The following is a 20,458-nucleotide window of genomic DNA, read 5'->3' as shown; positions in this document are numbered from 1 at the left end:
TTGTGCTATTCGGGAACAACTTTAACTCGCTCTGTCGCCCTACTGTCAGATATAATGACCGGTTCAGTGCGCGGGGACCTCGAACGCGACATGGAGTGTCTGGACCTCTTGGAGTGCGTTCACGGGCTCAACGAGCGGGACCGGGCGGTGTTTCAGGCGCTCCACGGGGCGAACGAGGAGCTCACCGTCGACGACGTGGCGGACCGGCTGGACTGCGAGCGCTCGACGGCGTACCGGTCGATCTCGCGGCTCGTCGAGGCCGGCGTCGTCGCACAGCGGCAGGTGAACTACGATCAGGGCGGGTACTACTACGTGTACCGGCCGCGGGCGCCCGAAGAGGCCGCACGCGAGATGCGGCGGCTGCTCAACAGCTGGTACGCGACCGTCTGCCAGCTCGTTCAGGAGTTCGAAGACCGATACGGCCGGGAGACGGCCGAGCGCGAGGACCGGCCGATTCGGCCCGGTTCCAAGCGCCGGCCCGGTTCCTAGCTCCCGCCCGGTTCCAAGCGCGCGAGCGTCGCCCCGACCGCCGCATCAGTATTGTGAGAAGTATACAAATAAATAAATCGCTGGGGATCGAAGGGACGGGCATGGCCGAAGACACGGGAGCGTCCCGACCGCCGACGACCGACGACGCGCCCGCCGAGTACGTGCGGGCCAACCGCGAGGAGCTGGTCTCGCTGGCCCTCGCAATGCTCGCGGTCGACACGTCGAACCCGCCCGGCGACACGCGCGAGATCGTCGCCGAGATCGAGCGGTTCCTCGACCCGCTTCCGGTCGACATCGAGCGGTTCGCCGTCGACCCGGCGAAGCCGAACCTCCTCGTGCGGGTCCCCGGCGCCTCCGACCGCACGCTGCTGTTCAACGGGCACCTCGACACCGTGCCCTTCGACGCCGACGCGTGGACACGCGATCCGCTCGGCGAGCGCGACGACCGTGACGACGACCGCGTCTACGGCCGGGGCGCGACCGACATGAAGGGCGCCGTCGCGTCATTGCTGTTCGCGATCCAAGCCTTCGCAGCGACCGAAACCGACCCGCCCGTCGACCTCCTGTTCGCCTTCGTGAGCGACGAGGAGGTGGGCGGCGACGCCGGGCTCCCGGCGCTGCTCGACGCGGGGCTGCTCGACGCGGACGCGTGCGTGATCGGCGAGCCGACCTGCGAGGCGGGCCGGCACTCGGTCACGGTCGCGGACCGGGGGAGCATCTGGCTGACGCTCGAGGCGAGCGGCGAGAGCGCCCACGGCTCTCGACCGATGCTCGGCGTCAACGCCGTCGACCGGCTCTACGACGCCGTCGAGACATTGCGCCGGCGATTCGGCACCGAGCGGCTCGACGTCGACGCCGAGATGGAGCCGATCGTCGAGGAGTCGGTCGAGTACTACGCCCCGTCGATGGGCGAGGGGGCCGCGCGGGACCTGTTCCGATACCCGTCGATCAACCTCGGCGTCTTCGAGGGCGGCGACGTGATAAACGCCGTCCCGGGCTCCGCGCGCGCCGAGGTCGACGTGCGGCTGACGGCGGGCGTCCACACGCCCGACGTGCTCGCGGGGATCCGCGAGTGCGTCGCCGACTGCGAGGGGGTCGCGATCGCCGACGTCTCTTGGAGCGTCGGCACCGCCGAAGCACCGGACAGCTCCCTCGTCGAGGCCGTCGCGTCGACGGCGGCCGCCGTCACGGGGGACCGCGTCTTCAGGCGGAGCGCCACGGGCGGCGGCGACGCCAAGAAGCTCCGGAACGCCGGGATCTCGACCGTCGAGTTCGCGCTGGGAACCGACACCGTCCACGCGCCCGACGAGTACGTCCCCGTCGACGCGCTCGTCGACAACGCGGTCGTGTACGCCCGGCTGCCGGCGGCGTGGCGCGCAGAGATCGACCGGTAGCGGGCCACGACGGACGAGACGGCTCGCTCACCACCGACCCGGAGCAGGTGGGAAAGAGTTAGATAGCGAAATAGTTTGCTTATGGGTATGAAAAACAATACTGATGCGACGGACGAACGGCCCCGCGGGGGCGACGGTCGGGATTCCGTAGTCGTCGGAATCGACCGATTCGGCGTTCCGCATCGCTCGCCGCGAGTGAGCGTGTCGGGTGGTCGGTGACGATGGAGCGGTTTCAGAACACCGGCCAGCCCGACTGGGACTGGTGGGGCAGGCTCTGGCCGACGCCGGGGGCGACGCTCCGGGACCTCGGGCTCGGGCCCGGTCAGTCGGTCGCCGAGGTCGGCTGCGGGAGTGGCTACTTCGCGCTCCCGGCCGCCCGGATCGTCGACCCCGCGCCCGTGTACGCGGTCGACCTAGACGAAACGCTGCTCGCCGAGCTCGAATCGCTCGCCGAGCGACAGGCGATCGAGAACGTCGTGCCGGTCCACGGCGACGCCCGGAACCTGACCGAGCTCCTCCCGGAACCGGTCGACGCGCTCGTCGTGGCGAACACGTTCCACGGCGTCGACGACCGCGCCGGGTTCGTCGAGGAGGCGTTCGAGGCGATCGAACCCGGCGGCAGCCTGGTCGTCGTCAATTGGCACGACCGCCCGCGCGAGGCGACGACGGTCGGAGACGAGCCTCGGGGGCCCCCGACGGAGCTGCGGATGACCCCCGAGGAAACGGCGGAGGCCGTCACCCGAGCCGCGGCGTTCGAACTCGACCGGCGGGTCGATCTGCCGCCGTACCACTACGCGCTCGTATTCCGTCGGGAAGAGGGGTGAAATACACGAGACGGCGACTACCGCCGGCCGGCGCGCCCCGAGCACCCACATTTTAGAATAGTGGAATTCTCGCACAAGACTAATAGGCCGCCCCCGTAACTGTCGGGTGTGAGACTGCCATGACCGACATCGAACCCGACGACACCGTCGACGCCAGAGGCGCAGCGTGCCCCGGCCCCCTGATGGACCTCATCGGAGCGATCCGAGGCGCCGAGTCCGGGGACGTCGTCCGACTCCTGAGCGACAGCGAGGGGTCGCTCACCGACGTCCCCGAGTGGGCCGAGGAGGCCGGCAACGAGCTGCTCGCCGTCGAAGAGCTCGACGACCACAACGCGTTCTACGTGGAGAAAGCATGACCGAACGCGTCGTCATCGTGGGCGGCGGGACCGGCGGGTCGGTGCTCGCCAACGACCTCGCCGACCGGCTCGAACCTGAACTCGACGCGGGCGACGTCGAGGTCACCCTGATCAACGACGGTCCCGACCACGTCTACAAGCCGGTCTGGCTGTACGTGCCGTTCGGGCAGCGCGAGCCGGCGGACGGTCGCCGCGCGCTCGACGAGCTGGTCGACGACGCGGTCGACCTCCGGATCGACCGCGTGTCCGAGATCGACACGGACTCCCAGCGGCTCCGGTTCGACGGTTCCGGGCCGTCGATGGAGTACGACCACCTCGTCTTGGCGACAGGGTCGACGCTGGAGCCCGAGCAGATCCCCGGCCTCGCGGAGGGCGGCCACGACTACTACAGCGAGTCGGGCGCGACCGCCCTGCGCGACGAGCTGCTGTCGTTCACGGAGGGCGAGCTCGTGTTGAGCGTGATCGGGACGCCCCACATGTGTCCGGCGGCGCCCCTGGAGTTCGTCTTCATGGCCGACGACTGGTTCCGCGAGCGCGGCCTGCGCGAGGACGTCGACATCACCTACACGTACCCGATCCAGCGCGTCCACGGGAACCCACACATCGCCGAGTGGGCCCGCCCCATCATGGAGGAGCGCGACATCAACGTGGAGACGTTCTTCAACGCCGAGTCGGTCGACCCCGACGCGGAGACGATCACGTCGATGGAGGGGACCGAGCTCGACTACGACCTCCTCGTGTCGATCCCGCCCCACGGCGGCGTCGACCTGATCGAGGAGGCCGGGCTCGGCGACGACGGCTGGGTCGACGTCGACAAGCACACCTTGGAGGCCGAGGCCGCGGAGAACGTCTACGCGCTCGGCGACACCGCCGACACCGGCGTCCCGAACGCGGGCAGCGTCGCCCACTACCAAGCCGGCGTCGTCGGCCAGCGTCTCGCCAGCGAGATCCGCGGGCGCCCGGCGACGGCGACGTACGACGGTAAGACCCTGTGTTTCATCGAGACCGGGATGGACGCGGCCTCGTTCGTCGAGTTCGACTACGAGAACCCGCCGTCGCCCGCGCCGCCCTCGGAGAAGCTCCACTGGTCGAAGCTGGCGTACAACGAGTCCTACTGGCTCACCGCGCGGGGGCTGCTCTGACCATGTCCGAGACGGAAGCCTCCGAACCGGCCGACCTCGAGGCGGCGATCGCGGAGAACCCCGAGGCGGTCGCCGCGTTCGTGGAGCGGCTCGACGCCGTCAACGAGCTGCTGGACGTGCTCTCCTTAGGCGAGAGCGCGCTCGACGACGAGATGGTCCGCGAGCTCTCGGCCACGGGGTCGACGCTCGCGGAGTCCGCCGACGGCCTCGCGACCGACGAGACCGTGGCGCTGGCCGAGACCGTCGGCGAGAACGGCGACGAGCTGCGGGCGGCGCTCGACACCCTGCTGGAACTCCAGCGGAGCGGCACGCTCGACGAGCTGTCCGAGATCGCCGAGGTCGGGTCGCTGGCGACCGCGGCCCTCGACGACGAGATGGTGACGTCGCTGGCCGGCACCGGCGCCGCGCTCGGCGAGGTGGCGCAGACCGCGGCCGACGACGACACGCGCGACGGCGTCGAGACGCTGCTGAAGGGCGTCGGCGAGGCGGAAAGCGAGCCGCCCGAGCGGGTCGGCCCAGTCGGCCTGCTCCGCGGCGCGCGCGACCCGGAGGTCCAGTACGGGCTGGGCTATCTGCTGGCGGTGGCGAGCGCGATCGGCCGCGAGCGCGCCGGCCGCGAGCGCACTGCTACGGAGTCGTAGCGGGAGAACGGGAGTTCGGGAATCGGAACAGCGATTCGTTTTTGTGCGGTTAGACCAGGAGCTGAATGTCCGCCTCGGCCATGTCCTGAAGGGCGGTCGCGGCGCCGACGCCCGTGGTGACGCCGTCGTAGAAGTCGTCCTCGTCGTAGCCCATCAGGTCGATGGTCATCTGGCAGGCCTGGAACTCCACGCCCATGTCGAGGCTCGTCTCGAGGAGCTCCTCGATCGTGGCGGTGTCGTTGTCCGCGATCTTCTTCTCCATCATCTTCGTCGTCACGCGGTCCATGCCGGGGAGCGCGGCGACCGCGTTCGGGACGGGCATGTTCGGGTTGCCGACGGAGCTGAGCTTGAGGTTCTTCGAGCGCTCCTCGTGGAGGATCTCGAGCCCCCAGAACGTGTGGAAGACGGTCACCTCGTAGCCGAACGCGGCCGCGGTGCTGGCGAGGATGAGCGGCGGGTACGCCATGTCGAGCGTCCCCTTCGTGGCGATGATGCTCATCTTCTTGCCGTCGTCCTCGTCGGCGGCCTCGGCGAGCGCGTCCTCGAGCTCGTCGACGCGCGCGGCCAGCTCCGCGCGCGTCGGGACGTCGCCGTCGGTTCCCTCGGGGGCGTCCTCGGCCGCGTCGGGTGTGTCCGACCCCATCGTTACTCCGTCTTGCGGACGTAGTGTTTGTACACGTCGTCGCCTTCCGTCTGGTCGACGAGCTCGACGCCCGCGGTGCCGTCGGCCCAGCCGTCGATGTCGCTCATGCTTCCGGGGTCGGTCGCCAGCACTTCGAGGACCTCGCCCGCGGCGAGGTCGTCGATGGCGGACTTCGTCTTCACCACTGGCATGGGGCACGATGCGCCTTTCACGTCGAGCGTCTCCGCGATGTCGAATTCGGAACTCATTGGGTATCTGCTCCGTCCGTCTGTATTGGAGCTATCGCACAATACCCTCCGGCGGGGTAAAAGATTGTTGGTTCTTGTGAAGGGCACCAACTACTGTATAACGTGAAACCGGTTTAGATGGCCTGTAATCAGTTTGAAAGGGAACTAGAGAATATCTGACGGATATATCCGAGCAGAGTATTGTTTAGAAAGGGAAATACTATGAAAATGCTTTTGTGCGTCGGTCCGGTAGAACCGAGTGCAAAACATGAATGCCGACGACTTTCCGACTCCGGACGTCGACGTCGACTCCGTCGACCCGGACTCGCTCAAAGACCGAATCGACGCGGGCGAGGACGTCACGATCCTCGACACGCGCATGACGTCCGACTACGAGGAGTGGCGCATCGACGGCGAGAACGTCACGTCGATCAACGTCCCGTACTTTCAGTTCCTCGACGACGAGATCGACGACGACGTCCTCGATCAGATCCCCGACGACCGCGAGGTGACCGTCCTCTGCGCGAAGGGCGGCGCCAGCGAGTACGTCGCGGGGACGCTCGCGGAGCGCGGCTACGACGTCGACCACCTCGAAGACGGGATGAACGGCTGGGCGAGGATCTACGAGGCCGTCGAGGTCGAGCGCTACGACGGCGTCGGCACGCTCCTCCAGTACCAGCGCCCCTCCTCGGGCTGTCTCGGCTACCTCCTCTATCACGACGGCGAGGCCGCGATCATCGACCCGCTGCGGGCCTTCACCGACCGCTACCTCGACGACGCGGACGACCTCGGCGTCGACCTGACGTACGCGCTCGACACGCACGTCCACGCCGACCACATCTCCGGGGTGCGCGACCTCGACGCGGCGGGCGTCGAAGGCGTCATCCCCGAGGCCGCGGTCGACCGCGGCGTCACGTACGCGGACGAGCTGACCACGGCCGCCGACGGCGACGCGTTCGCGGTCGGTGACGCGACGATCGAGACCGTCCACACGCCCGGCCACACGACCGGGATGACCTCCTATCTCGTCGACGGGAGCCTGCTCGCGACCGGCGACGGGCTCTTCATCGAGAGCGTCGCCCGCCCGGACCTCGAGGAGGGCGACGAGGGCGCGCCGGACGCCGCGCGCATGCTGTACGAGTCGCTCCAGGACCGCGTCCTCTCGCTGCCCGACGACACGCTGATCGGCGGCGCGCACTTCAGCGACGCCGCCGTCCCGGCCGACGACGGCACCTACACGGCGCCGATCGGCGAGCTCGTCGCGGAGATGGACGCGCTCACGATGGACGAAGAGGACTTCGTTGACCTGATCCTCTCGGACATGCCGCCGCGCCCCGCCAACTACGAGGACATCATCGCGACGAACCTCGGGCAGAACGCCGTCGACGACGAAGAGGCGTTCACCCTGGAGCTGGGGCCGAACAACTGCGCCGCCAGCCAGGACTCGCTCGCGGGTGACTAACGACGCAAATGGTCACTGACCCAGTACTGCTTCAGGCGTTCGCCGAGCTGTTCCCCAACGGGATCAGCCGGTACGCCGTCGGCGGGCTGCTCGTCGGCCTCGGGACCGTCGTCATCTACGTCGGAACCGGAATCCCGGCCGGGGCGAGCACGTTCCTCGAGTCGACGCTGTCGTACGTCTCCGACCAGTCGCGGTTTCAGCGGTACGTCGGCTCGCGGGACTGGCGGCTCGTGTTCACGGCCGGGATCGTCCTGGGCGGGCTCGCGTTCGCCGCGACGTTCCAGTCAGGGCTGGTCACCAGCTCGCTGTACGAGCCCGGAACGACCGGTCAGCTCTACGAGGTCGCCGGCGTGACGCTCTGGACGACCGACGTCCAGCCGTGGCGGCTGTTCTTCGGCGGCATCCTGGTCGGGATCGGGACCCGGATCGGCAAGGGGTGTACGTCCGGCCACGGCGTCTGCGGCGTCGGCTCGGCGTCGAAGACGTCGCTGGTCGGCGTCGCGACGTTCCTGACCGTGGCGATCGGGACCGCGCAGGTCGTCGCCGCGCTGGGGGTGAGCCCATGAGCGAGACGCGAGCGGACCGAGGCGCAAACGGAGTGAGCGCCTCGGAGAGCGAACGGCGAACGCCTGTGAGCCGTGAGGGGCGAGCGTCTCGAACTGCGCGAACGGGAGCGACCGGAGGGAGCGACACGTGAGCGACGACCGACATCCGCTGTTCAAGCCGCTGGTGTTCGTCGGCGGCCTGATCTTCGGGTTCGGGCTCGGATTCAGCCACATGGCGCGGCCGGAGGTCGTGTTGAACTTCCTCCAGTTCGACGATCTGGGACTCCCGTTCGTCATGTTCGGGGCCGCGATCGTCTCCGGGATCGCGTTCGCGCTGCTTCCCCGGATCCGGGACGCCGCGCCCCTCACGGGCGACCCCTACGAGCGCCGGCTGAAGCCGTTCGACCGGAACGTGCTCGTCGGCGGCGCCGTCTTCGGCGTCGGCTGGGGGCTCTCCGGGATCTGCCCGGGCGCCGCGTACGCCAGCCTCGGGGTCGGCAACGTGACCATCCTCTGGGCGCTCGGCGGGATGTTCGTCGGGGCGTACGCGCAGGGGTACTGGCGGAGCCGGAATCAGGCCCGCGACGCCGCCGCGGCGGGCGCGGACTGACACACCCTCCCGATGGACCCCGCTCTCATCGCCCTCTTCGTCGGCGCGGCGCTCGCCAGCCTGTTCATGGCGTGGGTGATCGGCGCCGGGTCGAGCGGCGCGACGCCGTTCGCCCCCGCCGTCGGCGCGAACGCGATCGGAACGATGCGGGCCGCCCTCCTGGTGGGCGTCTTCGGCTTCGCCGGTGCCGTGACGCAGGGCAGCAGCGTCTCGGAGGCCGTCGGCAGCGGCCTCGTCGGCGGCATCAGCCTGCCGATCGCCGGCGTCATCCTCGTGCTCGTCCTCGGCGCGGGGCTGATGGCGGCCGGGATCGCCACCGGGATTCCGATCGCGACCGCCTTCACGGTGACCGGCGCCGTCATCGGCGTCGGCCTCGCGCTCGGCGGGACGCCGGTCTGGGCGAAGTACCAACAGATCGGCGCGGTCTGGGTGCTGACGCCGTTCGTCGGCGGGGGCATCGCGTTCGGGCTCGCCAGCGTCCTCCCGCGGCCCGGCGTCCCCGAGCGGTACAGCGTCCCGGCCCTCGCCGGCCTCGTCGGGAGCGTCCTCGCGAACGTCCGATTCAGCTTCTTGGGTGACGGACCCGAGTCGGGCACGCTCCGTGGCCTCGCCCAGCACACGCTTGGGGTCGACGGGCTCGCGTCGGCGGTCGCGATCACCGGCCTCGCGGCGCTGGCCGTCGCGGCCGTCGTCTGGTGGGACGTGAGCCGCGACGAGGAGGGCGGACTGCGGCGCGTGCTGCTCGCGTTGGGCTCGCTCGTCGCGTTCTCCGCGGGCGGGAGTCAGGTCGGGCTGGCGGTCGGGCCGCTGCTCCCGCTGCTCGACGAAGTCGGGATGGTGTCGACGACCGCCGTCCTCGTCGGCGGCGGGTTCGGGATGCTGGTCGGCTCGTGGACCGGCGCGCCCCGGATGATCAAGTCGCTCGCGCAGGACTACTCCTCGCTCGGGCCCCGCCGCTCCATCTCGGCGCTCGTCCCGTCGTTTCTGATCGCGCAGCTGGCGGTGCTGCTCGGCGTGCCGGTCTCGTTCAACGAGATCGTCGTGAGCGCGATCATCGGGAGCGGCGCGGCCGTCGGCGGGCGGGCGGCGGTGGACGCCCGGAAGATCCTCGTGACGGTGGGGGCGTGGGCGGGCTCGTTCGCCCTCGCGTTCGTGCTCGCGTACGCCGCCGCGGCGCTCCTTTTATAAACAGAACACGCCGCGGCGTCGATTTCTTATAAAGTCCGAGTCTGATGCGGTGGCGCGTGCCTGCGAGCGGCCGATAGGCCGCGAGTCAGCACGCGCGAGGGAGTCGCTGGCTCCCGGAGCGAAGCGGAGGGTGCCAGCGACGAGGCTGGGGAGGCGTGAGGTGCTGTGCGGGGCGGTTCGGGGCGGGACTCAAAGGGGCAGCCGCGAGGTCGCAGTAGGCGACGTAAGCACCGCAGCGAGCGGAGCGAGCGAGGAGCGCAACGAGCGTACTGCGACCTCGCGGCTGGGGCTTTGGAGGCGTTCGCCGTCGATCCGCCATCAACGATTTATAAGCGAGTGACTGGGGCCTTGGAGGTGTTCGCCGCCGATCCACAGCCAGTCATTTATAAACAATCGCCGGAGCTTCCGAGTTTGGCGAGCGCAACTCCCACCGACGGTCCGCGGGCCCTGCGCACACGAAAACCTCCTCATAAGTTATCGGTACTCCGGCCGAGGTTACCGGAATATAGTATTGTACATCAACCCCAAAACCGTTATAGGCACGAGGCCGGTAGGAGAAAGTGAGCAGAAATGTGCCAGAAGCGAAATACCGAACTCGGAAGTGAAAGTGAGAGTCGATGGCAGGATTAGAGATACCCACATGGGACCCGGAGACGGCCCTGCTTATCGGCGCGATCCTCCTGGAAGCGTTCGTGTTGTACGTGGGGTACGGCGGCCTCGAACGGCTCGTCGGCCCCGCGCTGATGCGGCTCCTCGTCGGGGGTGACGCGGATGCTCGATAGCCTCCTCGCCGGCCCCGGAATTCTTGGGACGAGTCCGGAGATGGCGGCGCTGTTCGTCGGGTTCGGCCTCGTCGTCGGCGTCCTGTTCGGGTTCTTCGGTATGGGCGGGTCGTTCCTCGTCACCCCGGCCCTGCTTATGTTGGACTACCCCGCGCCCGTCGCGGTCGGCAGCGGGATGGCGTTCGTCTTCGGGACGGCCGTCATCGCGACGCTGAAACACCACGACCTCGGGCAGGTGGACTACAAGCTCGGCGTGATCATGATCACCGGGACGACCATCGGCATCGAGGTCGGCCGCGCCAGCGTCTACTACCTCGAATCGATGGGGCTCGCCGGCGGCGTCATCAGCGTCGCCTACGTCGTCCTGCTCGGCGGCGTCGGCGCGATGGTCACCCGCGACGCCCTGACGGGCGACGGCGGGGGCGGAATCGACCACGAGGCGGCCGACAAGGACCTCGAAGAGTACGAGATCCCCGAGATCGCGAAGACGATCCAGCGGACGGTCCGGATCCCGCCGATGGTGACGCTCCGCGGCGACGTCCGCGTCTCCGCGTGGGTGATCACGGCCGTCGCCTTCGCGACCGGCGTCCTGTCCGGCTTCCTCGGCGTCGGCGGCGGCTTCATCCGAATGCCCGCGATGATCTACGCGATCGGCGTCCCGGTGCCCGTCGCGGTCGGCACGGACCTCTTCGAGATCGTCTTCTCCGGCGGGCTCGGGAGCTACCTGTACGGGCAGGGCGGCGGCGTCGACCTCGGTATCGTCGTCCCGCTGCTGTTCGGCAGCGCGCTCGGCGCGCGCGTCGGCTCCGCCGCGACGGCCGTCGTCGACGCCGACGGCATCAAGGTGTACTTCGGCGGGATGCTGCTGGTCGGCGCGGTTGCGGTGGGCGTCGGCGAGGTCGGCTCCTACCTCGGCAACCCGACGCTCGAACTGATCGGACTGGTGCTCGTCATCGGCGCGGCGGTCGTCGTCGCGTTCGCGGTCCTCTACACGGCGATCAGCTCGCTCCGCGTGACGCAGCGACAACAGCCGTCCGCCGCGGACTGAGGATTTCTTTCCTCGATCCGGAGGAGCAGAATTGTTTCTATCACACAACAGCAGCGCGAATCCGGTCGCCGTCGCCGCCCTCACAGCCCCGCTTCGCTGTCCTCACAGCCCCGCTTCGCTGCCTCACAGCCCCTCTTCGCCGCCCTCCTGCGTGAGGATGACGACCATCGAGAGCCCGGAGATGACGAGCAGGATGAGCGTCGGGACGACCGCGTACTGGTAGAGCGCGGTCGACTGCGCGCGCCAGATCTGGGTGACGATCGTGTCGAAGCCCGACGGGCGGAGGACGAGGGTGACGGGGAGCTCCTTCATCGTCGTGAGGAACACGAGCGCGGCCCCGGCGACGATCCCGGACCGGGTGAGCGGGTACGTGACCCGGCGGAACGCGCCGGTCGGCGACTCGCCGAGCGTGCGTCCGGCCTCGACGAGCCGGCGGTCGACCTGAAGGATCGACGTCCGAGTGGATCCGACCGCCTGCGGGAGGAACCGGACGACGTACGCGAAGATCAGTAGCGGCAGCGTCTGGTAGATCCACGGCGCGTACCCGGAGCCGAAGTACACTAACGCGAGCGCCAGCACGATGCCGGGCACCGCGAAGCCGACGTACGTCGCGCGCTCGAAGACGACCGCGAGCGGCGAGTCGTGGTTCGCGGCGAAGTACGCGATGGGGATGGCAGCGAGCGCGGCGACGACCGCGGCGGCCGCCGAGACCGACACCGAGTTGAGCACCTGTATCGGCTCGAACGCGAGCGAGGGGCGACGCCCCGCCTCCGAGTTGACCAGCCACAGCCCGAGGATCCACAGCGGCACCAACAGCGCGAACGCGGACACGCCGGCGGGGAGCAGCGTCGCCGGCCAGCGTAACCGCCCGAGCGACACGCGGTCCTCGGTCCGGCCCGCATCGTCGCCGCTCGTCTCCCGGTCCGAGCGGACCGCCCACTCCAAGGTGAGCACGAGGACCACGACGACGAGCAGCTGGAGGGAGAGCAGCGCGGCGTAGTCACGCCCGAAGGCGTTGTACTCGACGTATATCTGCCGGGTGAACACCGGGAGCCGCATGATCGACGGGGTGCCGAAGTCCGAGACCGCGTACAGCGCGGCGAGCAGCGAGCCCGCGGCGATCGCGGGTCGGATCGTCGGGAGCGTCACGCGGTGGAACGCCGCGAGCCGGCCGTGGTTCAGCGTCCGGGCGGCCTCCAGGAGGGTCGTGTCGAACGACAGCAGCGCGGCCCGGGTCGTCAGGTAGACGTACGGGTAGGTGTACAGCGTGATGACGAGGATCGACCCCGAGAGGCCGGAGACCTCCGGGACGCGCTCGACGCCGAGCGGCGCGAGCACCTCGTGGAACTCCCCCTGCGGCCCGAACGCGGAGACGAACGAGAAGGCGCCGACGTAGCTCGGCACGACGAGCGGGAGGGCGGCCGCGACCGACCAGAAGCGGCGGAAGGGGAGGTCGGTGCGGGCCGTGAGGTACGCGAGCGGGACGCCGATCACGATCGAGAGGACGGTGACGCCCGCCATCAGGAGCAGGCTGTTGACGAGCACGTCGGCGGTCCCGGCGCTGAAGAGGAGGTCCGCGGCGCGCTCGCGCTCGACGGCGAGCGCCTCGATGACGAGCCACGCGAGCGGGAACACGAGGGTGGCGGCGATCGCCGCGCACAGCAGCGTGAGCCCGAGCGGGAGCCTGTCGTCGCCGTCGGTCAGCCGGTCGCGGATCCGGGTTCGCAGAGACATTGTGCGGGGATGAGGTCGGGTTGTCGACGCGAGGGCGCGCCGAGCGTTAGGGGTTCCGATCGCCCGGCGAGCGCGCTCCGACGGATATATGAATTTAGGGCCACCTAAACTCTTCCATGGAACTGACGCGACGCGACGCCGCGGCCGCGCTCGCCGCGATAGGCGCGACCGGCGGCGTCGCGCTCGGCGTCCGTCGGGCGACCGGCGAAGGGGGCAGCCGACCGGGAGGCGACGACTCCGACCCCGCGTGGGACGGCGATGGTCCCCCCGGCGACGAGGCGGTCCGGACGGCGATGAGGGCGGTCGCGGAGACGCTTTACCCCGGCGCGGTCTCCGGGATCGACGCGTTCGTCGCGGCGTTCCTCGATGGCCGGCTCGACGGGTCGTCCCACGACGAGGGGATCCGCGCGGCGGTCGCCGAGGTGGAGTCGGCGGCGCGGTCGTGGTACGACGCCTCGGTCGCCGACCTCTCGCCCGCCGACCGCGACGCGCTGCTCCGGGAGCTCGGCGCGGACGTGGCCGAGGAGAACCCGGACGGAACGACCGCGGAGCGGGTGCGCTACTACGTCGTGAACGAGCTGCTGCTCGCGCTGTACTCCTCGCCGACCGGCGGCGAGCTCGTCGGCATCGAGAACCCGCAGGGGCACGCGGGCGGCGCGGAGAGCTACCAGCGGGGACCGCGATGAGCGGCGCCGAGAGCGTCGGGGACGAGCGCTCGGCGGTCGACGGGGACGCCGGCGAGGCGATCGACCGCACCCCGGTCCCCGACGCGGACGTCTGCGTCGTCGGCGCGGGTCCCGCGGGGGCGCTCGTCGCCGACCGACTCGCGGGCGACCGAGAGGTGGTGATCCTCGACGCCGGGCCGCGGTTCGACCCGGCCGACCGCCTCGCGAGACAGGAGCGGGCGATCCGGCCGTCGTACGGCCGACCGGACGTGTGGGGCGTCGGCGGCGCGCGCGACGCCCACGAGAACGCCGGCGACCGGGTCTACCCGCTGAACCACGCCCGCGTAAAGGGCGTCGGCGGGTCGACCCTCCACTGGCAAGGGATGGTGATGCGGCTCCACGAGGACGACTTCAACTCCGCGAGCGAGCGCGGCGTCGGCGCCGACTGGCCCATCGACTACGCGGACCTCCGGCCCTACTACGCCGAGGCGGAGCGCGAGCTGGGCGTCGCCGGCGCCTCCGACAACCCCTACGCGCCGCCGCGCGAGGAGCCCCACCCGATGCCGGCGTTCGAGCCATCCTACAGCGACTCGTTGTTCGCCGAGGCCTGCGAGGAACTCGGGATCGACATGCACTCGGTGCCGAACGCGCGCAACTCCGAGCCGTACGACGACCGCTCGCCCTGCGTCGGCTACGGGACCTGCCAGCCCGTCTGCCCGAGCGGCGCGAAGTACGACGCGACGGTCCACGTGGAGCGTGCCGAGGCGGCGGGCGCGACCGTCATCGACCGCGCGCCGGTCGAGCGACTCGAACACGACGGCGACGACCGGGTGACCGCGGCCGTCTACGCGACGCCCGACGGGGAGCGACACCGGCAGGAGGCGGACGCGTTCGTCGTCGCCGCGGGCGGGGTGGAGACGCCGCGGCTCCTCTTGCTGTCCGCGTCCGACCGGTACCCCGACGGGCTCGCGAACGGCAGCGGCCACGTCGGCGAGTTCTTCATGGACCACCTGTTCGCGGGCGCGGGCGGCACGCTCGACGAGACGACGAGACAGAACCACGTCGGCTTCTACACCAGCGCCTGCGACCAGTTCTACGACGAGGCCGACGCGGAACAGGCCCCGTTCAAGCTGGAGTTCTTCAACTACGCCGGCCCCTCGCCGGTGGAGTCGGCCCTCACCGGCGACGACTGGGGCGACCCGCTCCGCGACCGCCTGCGCGACGAGTACGGCAACCACATCGCGATGGGCGGGCTCGTCGAGCAGCTCCCCGACACCGAGAGCCGCGTGACGCTCGCGGACGACCGCACCGACGACCGTGGGAATCCGGTCCCGCGGATCGAGTGGACCGTCGGCGACCGCGCGCTCGACACGATCGAACGCGCCAACGAGATCCAAGTCGAGATTCTGGAGGAGCTCGGCGCCGACGTGGAGTGGATCGCCGGCCCGGACGCCACCGGCCCCGCCTACCACCACATGGGGACGACGCGGATGAGCGACGACCCGGACGCGGGCGTCGTCGATGCCGACTGCCGGACCCACGACCTGACGAACTGCTGGATCGCCTCCAGCTCCGTCTTCCCCACGAGCGGCGCGATGAACCCCACGCTCACCATCGCCGCGCTCGCGCTCCGCGTCGGCGACAACGTCGCCGACTGGCTCGCAGACGGGTCCTGACGGCCGACTGCCACTATTTTAGGTAAACCTAAAAATTCAAGTGCGTGCGAACGGAGATGCGGGTAATGAGCGACTCAGCGCACGCGACGAACGGGTCCGCGGCCGCGGTCGAGAACGGCAGCGAGGCGGCCGCAACGGGAGATATCGACGCGACGGACGAGGCGGACGCGACGGACACCGCCGCCGACGGCTCGGGACCGTACACCTTCGACGACCTCAGCGTCGTGATGGGGACGTACAACGAGGAGGAGGCCATCGCGACGGTCCTCGAAGACATCGACGAGGTGACCGACGGAAAGGCGGAGATCGTCTGCGTCGACGGCTCCTCGGACCGCACGCCGGAGATCGCCCGGGAACAAGGCGCACGCGTCATCGAACAGGAACCCCAGGGGTACGGCGTCGCCGTCCGCGAGGCGATCCTGACCCCCGACCGCCCGGTCGTCGTCACGACCGACTGCGACGACACCTACCCGATGGAGGCGCTGCCGGAGTTCCTCGAAGCGATCAACGACGGCGCAGACGTGGTGAGCGGCGACCGGCTCTACCACGGCGCGAAGGCGATGCCCGCGTTCAACCGCTTCGGTAACCACGCGTTCGCGGCGCTCGCGAGCCTGCTGATGGGCGAGCGCGTCCACGACACCACCACGGGGATGCGCGCGTACCGCCGCGACGTGGTCGAGGAGATCGGCTGGACCGAGAACACCGGCCTCTCCGCCGAACTCCTGATCCGCCCGCTGATGCGGGGCTACGACGTGCGCGAGCGGCCGATTCACTACGCCGAGCGCCTCGGCGAGACGAAGCTCGACCCGATCGGCGGCGGCGCCGCCATCGCGAAGTCGATCGTCACCGTCTGTCTCGAAGAGCAGCTGCGGCGTTTCTGAGGGCACTTCCCTCCTCGACGCGCCGTCGGACGGCGGTCCGGACGTACACTGTGGGCACAGTGGACCGCCGCCGGCGACGTTTTTACACTCATGAGCGACAGCGCCGATTATTTATAAATAGACGCGGCGGTGGCGCGTGCCGACGAACGCCCGGAGGGCGTGAGTCGCACGCGCGAGGGAGTCGGCCGACCGGAGGGAGGCCGACGAGGCTGGGGAGGCGTGAGGCGCGGTCGCTGTGCGGGGCGGGACTCAAAGGGGCAGCCGGGAGGCGGGCGCAGGCGACGTAAGCACCGCAAGGAGGGAGCGAACGGAGTGAGCGACCGAGTGAGGAGCGCAGCGAGCGTGCGCCCGCCTCCCGGCTGGGGCTTTGGAGGTGTTCGCCGCCGATCTACTGACTGCCATTTATAACCAAGCGGCTGGGGCTTTGTGTTCACCGTCGATCCGCAGTCGGCTATTTATAAGCGAGCGACTGGGGCTTTGGCGGTGTCCACCGTCGATCCGCAGTCGACCATTTATAAGTGATCGATCTATGAATCGCTCGTTTCGGCATCCGTCTCGAAGACGACCCACTCGGGGTGGGCGTCGGGCTCGTTGGGGAGGTACGTCCCCTCATTGCCGCACTCCGTGACGAGCCGGCAGGTCGAGCGCTCGGGCGGCCAGACGACCTCGACGGCGCCATCCTCGGTCGTTCGCACCGTCACCTCCTGCCGGTAGGTGAACGTCGATCCCGCGGGGTCGACGAGCGTCACCGTCACGGCGACCACGTCGCCATCGGGGTCGAACGGCACGGGCTCGGCCGCGTCGGTCCCACCCGCGGCCGCGTCGGCGTCGCTCGCGTCGGCGGCGCCGGGCAGCCGGACGCCCTCGGGCGTCACCGCCCAGTCGACCGCGAGCGAGTCGCCGAGGTCGCTCACCGTGTAGGAGACGTGGTCGGGACCCCCCGGAGCGCCCCGGCGCGGGTCGATCCGGACCTGCGCACGGGCGACGCGGTCCGGCACGCCGACGGTCGTCTCGGCGTCGATCCGGGAGCCCGACCGCCGGTCGAGCACCTCCAGTTTCGGCGTGACCCGGGTCTCCGGGTTCGCGGTCCAGACCCCCTGGTAGCCGTACCGGTACAGCGTCCGATCCGGGTACGCGTCGAGCACCGCGAAGTTCTCGACCGGATCGCGGTCGAGCGCGTACACGACGTCGCCGTCGAGTCCCGGATCGTTCCGGAGGTACTGGAACGGGTGGTTCTGCCACTCGCCGTACGGCGTGGGGAGGAACACCAGCGCGTCCTCGAACGTCGTCTCGTCGAACGGCGCGTACGCCATCTCGTGTTTTTCATCGACCGCGGCGTTCCGCTCCATCGGGTCCGCGGCCGCGTCGACGGCGGCGACGCCCCCACCGGCGACCGCGAGCGCGACGACGACCGCCAGCGCCGCGCTCGCGACCGTCGGCGAGACGCCGCGGGCCACGACCTGGTTGCGGGCTGCGGAGAGCGCGCGAGCGACGGCGGCGACGCCCAGTCCGCCGAACACCGACAGCGGGACGAGCAGGTCGAAGTGGTAGAACGGCCCGAACAGCGACGCGAGCCCGTCGGTCGGGTCGGAGAGGTCGGCGAGCGCGTTGTGGGTCCCCCAGAAGTAGAGGTTCCCGACGACGACCGAGACCGCGACGCCGACGAGGAGCAGCGTCGCCGTCCGCCGGAACGCGGGCGAGCCGGCGGGGCTGGGCGCCTCGGAGGGCGCGCGCTCCTCGTCTACGGCACGGTCGCCGGTCGGCTCGGCGACCACCGGCCCGCGCGGGTCGCCGCTCGTGCGCCAGCCCCAGAGCGCGACCGCGACGCCGACGAGCGCCGCGACCGTCCCGAGCGGGCCGGCCACGAACCACCGGGTCGCAATCTCCTGGAGCGCGTACCGGTTCGACTCCAGCGCCAGCCCGAGCGTGTAATCGACCGAGTGGCCGAGGATGCGCCGCTCGCCGAAGCCGGGACCGTCCATCGGCGCGAACACCTGGTAGGGGAACGTGAGCGGCGACCCGGTCATCTGGACGTTGTACGCGAGCGTGACGCCGACAAACAGGGTGCCGAACAGCGCCGTGAGCCCGTGCCGGCGGATCGGGCCGGGAAGCCCGCGGGACCCGCCGACCGGGAGCGCGCGGCGGCCGAGGGCCGCGAGCGCGCGCGGCGTCGACTGCCCCGTCTCGGCGCCGAAGCGACGGACCGCCGACCCCACCTGCCACAGCGCGTGACCGATGAACGGGGCCGCGAACAGCACCGCGGTGTACGGCCGCGCGAAGAAGGCGAGCCCGATGGCGACGCCCGCGACGCCGGCCGCCCGGAGCGACCGGTCCCGGACGCTCCGGAGGTACGCGACCGCGAAGATCAGGTTGAGGAACGTCGTTGGCGCGTACGGGAGGAAGGCCGACGAGGTCGCGACTGCCATCGGTGACGCGGCGAAGAGGACGGCCGCCGCGAGGCCGGCCCGGCGGCCGACCGCCATCGACCCGAGCAGGTACACGAGGGCGGCGTTGCCGGCGGCGACCGCCGCCAGCGTGACGCGGGGCTCCCCGAACGCGCCCATCGTGACCGCGAACATCGCCGCCGGGACCGGGTTGTACTTCGGGTAGAGCCGCCCGCCGTCCTCGATGAAGAACCACGGGTGGACGGCGTCAGCGAGCGGGCCAGCGTGGAACGCCAGCTGGCCCTCGAGGAGGAGCGCGGCCTGCGTGAGGTAGACCCCCTCGTCGTGGTTCGCGGAGTGGTGCGAGAAGACGGTGGCGGCGATCGCGAACGTCAGGAGGCCGGCCGCGACGGCGACCAGCGCCGCGGCGAGGCTCACCCGGTCGGCGCGGTCGAGCCGCTGACTGAGGCTGGCGGCGAGTCGACGCGGGCGGACGCGCGGTGGAAAGGGTGACACGGGCGGGTGGAGTGTGGCGCTGTGGGCGTGACGGCGGCGTAGTGCGGAGCGCGGCGACCGCTCAGAGCTGGACGCCGGCCTCGCGCATGAGGTCGATCGTCGGTTCGAGGTTGGACAGCTCCGCGAGGTCGATGTCCGGGACGTCCAGCTCGTCGATCGTCGGGAGGTCGCCGATCGGTTCGACCTCCGGGATCAGCGGGTACTCGAAGGTGGAGCGCGCGAAGTAGTCCTGCGCCTCCGACGACAGCAGGTGCCGGACGAAGTTCGCGGCGAGGTCGGCGTCCGAGGCGGTGTCGACGACCGCGGCGCCCGCGACGTTGAACACCGCGCCCGCGTCGCCCTGGGTGAACGCGGTGGCGATCGGGGCCTCCGGGTTCCCGTCGAGCACGCGCTGGATGTAGTAGTGGTTCGTGAACGCGGCGTCGATCTCGCCGTCGGCGATCTCCTGGCACGTGCGGAACTCGTCGGGGTAGGTCGCGGCGCCGCGCTCGACCATCGCCTCCAGCCACTCGCGGGTGGCGTCTTCGCCTTCGAGGATCCGCATCGCGGTGATGAACGCCTGCGCGGAGCCGTACGACGGCGCCCAGCCGAGGTCGCCCTCGAACTCTTCCGGGAACGCCATGATGTCGTCCGGGAGGTCGTCCTCGGAGAACTCCTCCGTGTTGTACGGGATCGTCCGGGCGCGGCCGGAGGTGCCGACCCACTGCTCGGTGCGGAACTCCTCGCGGACCATCCCGGCCACGTCGTCGGGGAGCGCCTGCGTGCGTCCCGCGTCGGCGAGCGCGCCGAGCGCGCCGGCGTTCACCGAGTAGAACACGTCCGCCGGCGACCCATCCCCCTCGTTGACGATCTGGTTCACGAGGTCGGTCGAGTTGTTGTACCGGACGGTCAGGTCGAAGTCGTCGTAGAGGTCGTCGATGTAGTCGACGATCTCGCCGACGAGGAACTCGCCGCGGCCGGAGTAGACGGTGAGCTCGCCTTCGAGCGCCGGCATTTCGGCCATCGACGTGCCGCCGGGAGCGTCCCGGCCGGCGCGGCCGGAACCGATCTGGCCCACGGCCCCGCCGTCGGTGCCGTCGCCGCCGTCCTCGCCGTCGTCTTCCTCGCCGGTCCCGCTACAGCCGGCGATCCCCGCGACGCCGACCGAACCGGCGGCCGCGAGGAACTTCCGTCGTCGAACGTCGCGTCCGTCTCGTCCGTCGGATTCGTGGTTCGTCATGTGTTTTAGGCTTACCTAAACGGTTTTAGTCG

The 20,458-nt window shown here is 70.2% G+C and carries 20 protein-coding genes; 15 read left to right on the top strand and 5 right to left on the bottom strand.

Annotated elements, in window-relative coordinates:
- Positions 1 to 54: 54 nt before the first annotated feature.
- The 6 genes from ACOZ35_RS13005 to ACOZ35_RS12980 all read left to right on the top strand — a co-directional run bounded on the left by ACOZ35_RS13005 (position 55) and on the right by ACOZ35_RS12980 (position 4,846).
- Positions 55 to 489 (top strand): helix-turn-helix domain-containing protein, encoded by a 435-nt coding sequence (locus ACOZ35_RS13005; protein ID WP_424013976.1) that lies wholly within the window; start codon positions 55 to 57, stop codon positions 487 to 489.
- A 101-nt stretch (positions 490 to 590) separates the two neighbouring features.
- Complete coding sequence (locus ACOZ35_RS13000) at positions 591 to 1,883, top strand: M20 family metallopeptidase (protein WP_424013975.1); 1,293 nt, start codon at positions 591 to 593, stop codon at positions 1,881 to 1,883.
- A 221-nt stretch (positions 1,884 to 2,104) separates the two neighbouring features.
- On the top strand, positions 2,105 to 2,707 hold the full coding sequence (locus ACOZ35_RS12995) for a class I SAM-dependent methyltransferase (protein ID WP_424013974.1): 603 nt from the start codon (positions 2,105 to 2,107) through the stop codon (positions 2,705 to 2,707).
- A gap of 119 nt (positions 2,708 to 2,826) precedes the next feature.
- Positions 2,827 to 3,063, top strand: coding sequence for a sulfurtransferase TusA family protein (locus ACOZ35_RS12990; protein ID WP_424013973.1), 237 nt, complete (start codon positions 2,827 to 2,829; stop codon positions 3,061 to 3,063).
- Complete coding sequence (locus ACOZ35_RS12985; RefSeq protein ID WP_424013972.1) at positions 3,060 to 4,205, top strand: NAD(P)/FAD-dependent oxidoreductase; 1,146 nt, start codon at positions 3,060 to 3,062, stop codon at positions 4,203 to 4,205. The genes ACOZ35_RS12990 and ACOZ35_RS12985 overlap by 4 nt, the downstream gene beginning before the upstream one ends.
- 2 nt (positions 4,206 to 4,207) lie before the next feature.
- On the top strand, positions 4,208 to 4,846 hold the full coding sequence (locus tag ACOZ35_RS12980; RefSeq protein WP_424013971.1) for a DUF1641 domain-containing protein: 639 nt from the start codon (positions 4,208 to 4,210) through the stop codon (positions 4,844 to 4,846).
- A gap of 49 nt (positions 4,847 to 4,895) precedes the next feature.
- Here the strand turns inward: ACOZ35_RS12980 and ACOZ35_RS12975 are convergent, their stop codons facing one another.
- Both ACOZ35_RS12975 and ACOZ35_RS12970 read right to left on the bottom strand, forming a co-directional pair.
- The gene (locus ACOZ35_RS12975) at positions 4,896 to 5,489 is read right to left on the bottom strand and encodes a DsrE/DsrF/DrsH-like family protein (RefSeq protein ID WP_424013970.1); all 594 of its coding nucleotides are present in this window, start codon (positions 5,487 to 5,489) and stop codon (positions 4,896 to 4,898) included.
- Positions 5,490 to 5,491: 2 nt separating this feature from the next.
- Positions 5,492 to 5,737 (bottom strand): sulfurtransferase TusA family protein, encoded by a 246-nt coding sequence (locus tag ACOZ35_RS12970; RefSeq protein ID WP_424013969.1) that lies wholly within the window; start codon positions 5,735 to 5,737, stop codon positions 5,492 to 5,494.
- Between the two features lie 247 nt (positions 5,738 to 5,984).
- Between ACOZ35_RS12970 and ACOZ35_RS12965 the strand changes: the two genes are divergently transcribed.
- The 6 genes from ACOZ35_RS12965 to ACOZ35_RS12940 all read left to right on the top strand — a co-directional run bounded on the left by ACOZ35_RS12965 (position 5,985) and on the right by ACOZ35_RS12940 (position 11,351).
- Positions 5,985 to 7,178: an MBL fold metallo-hydrolase gene (locus tag ACOZ35_RS12965; RefSeq protein ID WP_424013968.1), complete on the top strand. Its 1,194-nt coding sequence runs from the start codon at positions 5,985 to 5,987 to the stop codon at positions 7,176 to 7,178.
- A gap of 8 nt (positions 7,179 to 7,186) precedes the next feature.
- Positions 7,187 to 7,744: a YeeE/YedE family protein gene (locus ACOZ35_RS12960; RefSeq protein WP_424013967.1), complete on the top strand. Its 558-nt coding sequence runs from the start codon at positions 7,187 to 7,189 to the stop codon at positions 7,742 to 7,744.
- A 127-nt stretch (positions 7,745 to 7,871) separates the two neighbouring features.
- Complete coding sequence (locus ACOZ35_RS12955) at positions 7,872 to 8,333, top strand: YeeE/YedE family protein (RefSeq protein WP_424013966.1); 462 nt, start codon at positions 7,872 to 7,874, stop codon at positions 8,331 to 8,333.
- 12 nt (positions 8,334 to 8,345) lie between these two features.
- Positions 8,346 to 9,521, top strand: a complete 1,176-nt coding sequence (locus ACOZ35_RS12950) for an anion permease (protein WP_424013965.1) — start codon at positions 8,346 to 8,348, stop codon at positions 9,519 to 9,521.
- 617 nt (positions 9,522 to 10,138) lie between these two features.
- A complete protein-coding gene (locus ACOZ35_RS12945) occupies positions 10,139 to 10,303 on the top strand; it encodes a DUF7512 family protein (protein ID WP_424013964.1) in 165 nt (54 codons plus the stop codon).
- On the top strand, positions 10,293 to 11,351 hold the full coding sequence (locus tag ACOZ35_RS12940) for a sulfite exporter TauE/SafE family protein (protein ID WP_424013963.1): 1,059 nt from the start codon (positions 10,293 to 10,295) through the stop codon (positions 11,349 to 11,351). Before ACOZ35_RS12945 ends, ACOZ35_RS12940 begins: the two co-directional genes overlap by 11 nt.
- Before the next feature lie 123 nt (positions 11,352 to 11,474).
- Here ACOZ35_RS12940 and ACOZ35_RS12935 read toward each other — a convergent pair whose 3' ends face one another.
- Positions 11,475 to 13,085 (bottom strand): ABC transporter permease, encoded by a 1,611-nt coding sequence (locus ACOZ35_RS12935; protein WP_424013962.1) that lies wholly within the window; start codon positions 13,083 to 13,085, stop codon positions 11,475 to 11,477.
- A gap of 116 nt (positions 13,086 to 13,201) precedes the next feature.
- Here ACOZ35_RS12935 and ACOZ35_RS12930 point away from each other — a divergent pair, with 116 nt between their 5' ends.
- From ACOZ35_RS12930 to ACOZ35_RS12920, 3 genes are all read left to right on the top strand, one after another.
- Positions 13,202 to 13,771 (top strand): gluconate 2-dehydrogenase subunit 3 family protein, encoded by a 570-nt coding sequence (locus ACOZ35_RS12930; protein WP_424013961.1) that lies wholly within the window; start codon positions 13,202 to 13,204, stop codon positions 13,769 to 13,771.
- Positions 13,768 to 15,426, top strand: a complete 1,659-nt coding sequence (locus ACOZ35_RS12925; RefSeq protein ID WP_424013960.1) for a GMC family oxidoreductase — start codon at positions 13,768 to 13,770, stop codon at positions 15,424 to 15,426. The genes ACOZ35_RS12930 and ACOZ35_RS12925 overlap by 4 nt, the downstream gene beginning before the upstream one ends.
- Positions 15,427 to 15,653: 227 nt before the next feature.
- Positions 15,654 to 16,307, top strand: a complete 654-nt coding sequence (locus ACOZ35_RS12920) for a dolichyl-phosphate hexose transferase (protein WP_424016070.1) — start codon at positions 15,654 to 15,656, stop codon at positions 16,305 to 16,307.
- Positions 16,308 to 16,834: 527 nt separating this feature from the next.
- Here the strand turns inward: ACOZ35_RS12920 and ACOZ35_RS12915 are convergent.
- Both ACOZ35_RS12915 and ACOZ35_RS12910 read right to left on the bottom strand, forming a co-directional pair.
- The gene (locus ACOZ35_RS12915) at positions 16,835 to 19,129 is read right to left on the bottom strand and encodes an ArnT family glycosyltransferase (protein ID WP_424016069.1); all 2,295 of its coding nucleotides are present in this window, start codon (positions 19,127 to 19,129) and stop codon (positions 16,835 to 16,837) included.
- A gap of 139 nt (positions 19,130 to 19,268) precedes the next feature.
- Complete coding sequence (locus ACOZ35_RS12910) at positions 19,269 to 20,426, bottom strand: extracellular solute-binding protein (protein ID WP_424013959.1); 1,158 nt, start codon at positions 20,424 to 20,426, stop codon at positions 19,269 to 19,271.
- Between the last annotated feature and the right edge of the window lie 32 nt (positions 20,427 to 20,458).

It is taken from the genome of Halorubrum xinjiangense (assembly GCF_049604745.1).
GTDB classification, from domain to species: Archaea; Halobacteriota; Halobacteria; order Halobacteriales; family Haloferacaceae; genus Halorubrum; species Halorubrum xinjiangense_A.
This window is presented reverse-complemented; position numbering and strand designations above follow the sequence as displayed.

Excerpts from the sequence above, each read along its gene's own strand:
- ACOZ35_RS13005 (WP_424013976.1), top strand. The coding sequence starts at position 55 with ATGACCGGTTCAGTGCGCGGGGACCTCGAACGCGACATGGAGTGTCTG.
- ACOZ35_RS13000 (WP_424013975.1), top strand. The coding sequence starts at position 591 with ATGGCCGAAGACACGGGAGCGTCCCGACCGCCGACGACCGACGACGCG.
- ACOZ35_RS12995 (WP_424013974.1), top strand. The coding sequence starts at position 2,105 with ATGGAGCGGTTTCAGAACACCGGCCAGCCCGACTGGGACTGGTGGGGC.
- ACOZ35_RS12990 (WP_424013973.1), top strand. The coding sequence starts at position 2,827 with ATGACCGACATCGAACCCGACGACACCGTCGACGCCAGAGGCGCAGCG.
- ACOZ35_RS12985 (WP_424013972.1), top strand. The coding sequence starts at position 3,060 with ATGACCGAACGCGTCGTCATCGTGGGCGGCGGGACCGGCGGGTCGGTG.
- ACOZ35_RS12980 (WP_424013971.1), top strand. The coding sequence starts at position 4,208 with ATGTCCGAGACGGAAGCCTCCGAACCGGCCGACCTCGAGGCGGCGATC.
- ACOZ35_RS12975 (WP_424013970.1), bottom strand. The coding sequence starts at position 5,489 with ATGGGGTCGGACACACCCGACGCGGCCGAGGACGCCCCCGAGGGAACC.
- ACOZ35_RS12970 (WP_424013969.1), bottom strand. The coding sequence starts at position 5,737 with ATGAGTTCCGAATTCGACATCGCGGAGACGCTCGACGTGAAAGGCGCA.
- ACOZ35_RS12965 (WP_424013968.1), top strand. The coding sequence starts at position 5,985 with ATGAATGCCGACGACTTTCCGACTCCGGACGTCGACGTCGACTCCGTC.
- ACOZ35_RS12960 (WP_424013967.1), top strand. The coding sequence starts at position 7,187 with ATGGTCACTGACCCAGTACTGCTTCAGGCGTTCGCCGAGCTGTTCCCC.
- ACOZ35_RS12950 (WP_424013965.1), top strand. The coding sequence starts at position 8,346 with ATGGACCCCGCTCTCATCGCCCTCTTCGTCGGCGCGGCGCTCGCCAGC.
- ACOZ35_RS12945 (WP_424013964.1), top strand. The coding sequence starts at position 10,139 with ATGGCAGGATTAGAGATACCCACATGGGACCCGGAGACGGCCCTGCTT.
- ACOZ35_RS12940 (WP_424013963.1), top strand. The coding sequence starts at position 10,293 with ATGCTCGATAGCCTCCTCGCCGGCCCCGGAATTCTTGGGACGAGTCCG.
- ACOZ35_RS12935 (WP_424013962.1), bottom strand. The coding sequence starts at position 13,085 with ATGTCTCTGCGAACCCGGATCCGCGACCGGCTGACCGACGGCGACGAC.
- ACOZ35_RS12930 (WP_424013961.1), top strand. The coding sequence starts at position 13,202 with ATGGAACTGACGCGACGCGACGCCGCGGCCGCGCTCGCCGCGATAGGC.
- ACOZ35_RS12925 (WP_424013960.1), top strand. The coding sequence starts at position 13,768 with ATGAGCGGCGCCGAGAGCGTCGGGGACGAGCGCTCGGCGGTCGACGGG.
- ACOZ35_RS12920 (WP_424016070.1), top strand. The coding sequence starts at position 15,654 with ATGGGGACGTACAACGAGGAGGAGGCCATCGCGACGGTCCTCGAAGAC.
- ACOZ35_RS12910 (WP_424013959.1), bottom strand. The coding sequence starts at position 20,426 with ATGACGAACCACGAATCCGACGGACGAGACGGACGCGACGTTCGACGA.